The organism is Frankia sp. AiPs1 (assembly GCF_023716945.1).
Lineage (GTDB): Bacteria > Actinomycetota > Actinomycetes > Frankiales > Frankiaceae > Frankia.
The window spans coordinates 1-3,682 of sequence record NZ_JAMQQF010000590.1 but is presented as its reverse complement, the minus strand read 5'-3'; the positions used below and the strand labels follow the sequence as shown (position 1 = coordinate 3,682).

Below are 3,682 nucleotides of genomic sequence, written 5' to 3'. Positions count from 1 at the left end.
GGGGGGGGGGGGGGGGGGGGGGGGGGGGGGGGGGGGGGGGGGGGGGGGGGGGGGGGGGGGGGGGCCCCCCCCCCCCCGACACCGATGGTCAGAGCCGGACGGTCTCCCGGGCGACGTGGAGCTCGACGAGCGAATCGCAGCTCGGGAAGAACAGCCCCTCGTGCCCGTCGTCCCATCGAACGATGTACGGCGGACCGCCGTCGGCGCCGCGTATCTCGATCACGACGCCGTGCCGTTCCGGGCTCCCCACGGTGCGGCCGTGGACGACGAACCTGTCTCCGATGGATGCGGACATCATGGCGGTCAACCTCTCTGCCGTTGTGGTGACCGAAGGCATGCACCTGCGCTATCTGCGTAACACAGCCGCGGGGGTCCGGCCGCACCGAAGTCCGAAAGGTCGCCGAAGTCGAGGGCGAGTCCGGCCGGTCCGCACCGATCCCCGCCGGTCCCGGTTCCGGTCCGGTCGCAGTCGGCACAGCCGCGTCGCGGGGGATCGCGGGCACCGCTGGTGGCCGGGGTCCCCCTTCCGGTCACACCCGCCGCCCTCGCCGGATCGTTCGTCCTACGTCGGTCCGTGTCCGGCAGCGGGATGTTCGTGACCTGACGTCCTGGCTGCGTGGAAATCGGGCCGAGTGGGTTCCCTGTCATTAATCTGCGGGTAAGTCGGCCGTTGAGCCGATGACTCGTCCGCCGCCGGTCTCCCGGCCGGGACCGGTATGCGACCCAGCGTGAGACGTCGAGCAGAGTCCCGGCGACTGAGCCCTATCTCACATCTTGTTCCCGGTCCTCCTTACCGATCGGTCGGTAGGAACGATGGATGGGTTAACGGGAAGTGTCGTGATGGGGAGGCGGAGATGGTTCGGAGCTGCTCATGGTGAGCACAACGGGCCAGACCCTGATGGGCGGGCCAGTCCGGCCGGCCGCGCTGGCCCGAGGCTCCGGTCGCAGTGACCGACCTGGTCGGGTGGCCGGGGCGTTGCGCAGCGGCGTCTTCATCGTGGGTCAGGTCGTTCTGCTGGGCTCGTTGTACTGGCTCTACGGTCTCGGCCGGCACTTCGCCGCCGGCCGGGAGCTCGTGGCCCTGCACCACGCCAAGCACGTCTGGCACATCGAGCGTCTGTTCGACCTGCCGAACGAGTCGTCCATTCAGTCCCTGGCCCTGCACTCCAGCCACCTGTTGGAGTTCGCGAACCGCTTCTACATTGCGGTGCACTTCCCGGCAGCGATCATCTTTCTGCTCTGGGTGCTGATCTTTCAGCGACCGGCCTGGCGCCGGGTGCGGACGGTCATCATGGCGTCGACCGGCGTCGCGTTGCTGATTCACATCGCCTATCCGCTGGCGCCCCCCCGTCTCCTGCCGCGGCTGGTGCCCGGCGTGAACCTCGTCGACACCGGAGCGGTGTTCGGGCCGTCGCCCTACGGGCCGCACGACACCGTCGCCAACCAGTACGCGGCGATGCCGAGCCTGCACATCGGCTGGTCCATCCTGGAGGCGTGGGGGGTGATCACCATCCTGCGCGCCCGAGCCCGGTGGCTCGCCATCCTGCATCCGATCATCACGACCATCGTCGTGGTCATCACGGCGAACCACTACTGGCTCGACGGCATCATCGGCGGCGGGTTGGTCGTGGCCGCGGTTCAGCTCACCCGGCCGGAGGTGCAGGCCCGGCTACGGCTGTGGGCCATCGCCGTCCGCCTGCCGGTCCGGGCCCTGCCCGCCGCCGCGCTGGCGGGTGCACCGGGGACGGGCGCATCGGTGGCGCTGGCGGGCGCACCGTCACCCGGGGCGGTCATCCACCGTCCAGGGGCCGCCGATCGGCCCGTATCCGAGCTACCGCGGGCCAGGAAGAGCCCATCGTCCGCCGTCGCGGTGGCCGCGGTGGACGCGACCGCCGCCCCCGCCCCGCCCGGCGGGGATGCGGCCCGTGCCGCGCCGCCACAGCGGGTCGCGTCTGACGCAGTGCCCGGCGGCTGAGGAGTTCGCCGACGGCGGGGGTGTCGACGGCAGGGTGCCGACGGCAGGGGTCAGGACAGCCGTTCCAGGACGAGCGCCATGCCCTGGCCCCCGCCGATGCACATCGTCTCCAGCCCGATGGTCGCGTCGGTGGTACGCAGCCCGTTGATCAGCGTGGTCAGTATCCTCGCGCCGGTCATTCCGAACGGGTGTCCCAGCGCGATCGCGCCGCCGTGCACGTTCAGCTTGGACAGGTCGACGCCGAGTTCGCGGTAGGTCGGGATGACCTGCGCGGCGAACGCCTCGTTGAGTTCGACGAGATCCACGTCGTCGATCGTCATCCCGGCCCGGGCGAGCGCCTGCCGGGACGCCTCGACCGGCGCCAGCCCCATGATCTCGGGTGACAGCGCGCTCACTCCGGTGGAGACGATCCGGGCCAGCGGGGTGACGCCCAGCTCGCGGGCCCGGGTGTCGCTCATCACGACGACCGCCGCCGCGCCGTCGTTGAGCGGACAGGCGTTGCCCGCGGTCACCGTGCCGTCGGGCCGGAAGACCGGCGGCAGGGCGGCGAGGGCATCGATGGTCGTGCCCGGCCGGGGGCCGTCGTCGGCGTCGACGACCGTGCCGTCGGGGAGTCGGACCGGGGTGAGCTCCCGCTTGTAGAACCCGGCGGCGATGGCCTGCTCGGCGAGGTTCTGGGACCGGCAGGCGTACTCGTCCTGCTCCGCGCGGCCCACGCCGGTGAGCCGCGCGACGTTCTCCGCCGTCTGGCCCATCGCCATGTAGACATCGGGCAGCTCGCCGTCGCGGCGGGGGTCCCTCCACGGCGGCGAGCCGGCGCCGGCCCGCGCCGAGGTGCGCGCCTGGGCGCCGGCGTAGCTGGGGTTCTGGGTGTCGGGCAGGCTGTCGCTGTTGCCCTTGACGAAGCCGCTGACGACTTCTACCCCGGCGGCGACGAAGACGTCCCCCTCCCCGGCGCGGATCGCGTGCAACGCCATCCGGATCGCCTGCAGGGACGACGCGCAGTACCGGGAGACGGTCGTGCCCGGCACGCCGTCGAGGCCGAGGCTGACCGCGACGACCCGGCCGATGTTGTGCCCCTGCTCCCCGCCGGGCAGCCCGCAGCCGACGATCAGATCATCGATCTCGTGGGGGTCGAGCATCGGAACCTGGTCGAGCGCGGCCAGGATGATCGTCGCGGCGAGGTCGTCGGCCCGAAGGCCCTGCAGTGTGCCCTTGAAGGCCCGCCCGATCGGCGAGCGGGCGGCGGCGACGACGACGGCCTCGGTCACGGACACCCTCCCGGAAGCTCGGCGCCGCGGTCCCCTGATCGCGTCGCACCTGTGCCTAAATGATCAAACTTTAGCGCGGTGCGGTGCCCTCGGTCGCGCTCACGCGGCCAGTAACGGACCGCGCGGTGATGCCGGATCGGCCGGGTTACCCTTTGATCATCGGGATGGACCGATTGATCATCGGGATGGACAGAGCCGGACGGACGGGCGGATGCGTGAGGGACCTGCTCCGACGGGCGGCGCCGTGATGTCGGCCGGCACCGCGGATGATCTGTGCCGGCACGCCGCCGGGTTGCGCCGGGCCGCCACCGGGGTGGCTGTGGTGCTGACCGGGGTCCAACCCACGGGCGGCGCCGGCTCGCCGGGCACGCCGTCCGCCTTCGTCCTCGGCACCTCGTTGGTCTCGGCGGAGCCGGCCCGGCTCGACCTCGCCGTC

General features: G+C 72.0%; 4 protein-coding genes. 2 read left to right on the top strand and 2 right to left on the bottom strand.

Features of this window, described 5'->3' with window-relative positions:
• Positions 1-88: 88 nt before the first annotated feature.
• The gene (locus ND748_RS27910; RefSeq protein ID WP_251749177.1) at positions 89-295 is read right to left on the bottom strand and encodes a DUF1918 domain-containing protein; all 207 of its coding nucleotides are present in this window, start codon (positions 293-295) and stop codon (positions 89-91) included.
• Positions 296-871: 576 nt separating this feature from the next.
• On the opposite strand from ND748_RS27910, the gene ND748_RS27905 reads away from it, so the two are divergent.
• Positions 872-1,975, top strand: coding sequence for a phosphatase PAP2 family protein (locus ND748_RS27905; protein ID WP_251749176.1), 1,104 nt, complete (start codon positions 872-874; stop codon positions 1,973-1,975).
• 50 nt (positions 1,976-2,025) lie between these two features.
• Here the strand turns inward: ND748_RS27905 and ND748_RS27900 are convergent, their stop codons facing one another.
• Positions 2,026-3,246 (bottom strand): acetyl-CoA C-acetyltransferase, encoded by a 1,221-nt coding sequence (locus ND748_RS27900; RefSeq protein ID WP_251749175.1) that lies wholly within the window; start codon positions 3,244-3,246, stop codon positions 2,026-2,028.
• A 211-nt stretch (positions 3,247-3,457) separates the two neighbouring features.
• On the opposite strand from ND748_RS27900, the gene ND748_RS27895 reads away from it, so the two are divergent.
• The coding region (locus tag ND748_RS27895; protein WP_251749174.1) for a hypothetical protein at positions 3,458-3,682 on the top strand (225 nt) is incomplete at its 3' end.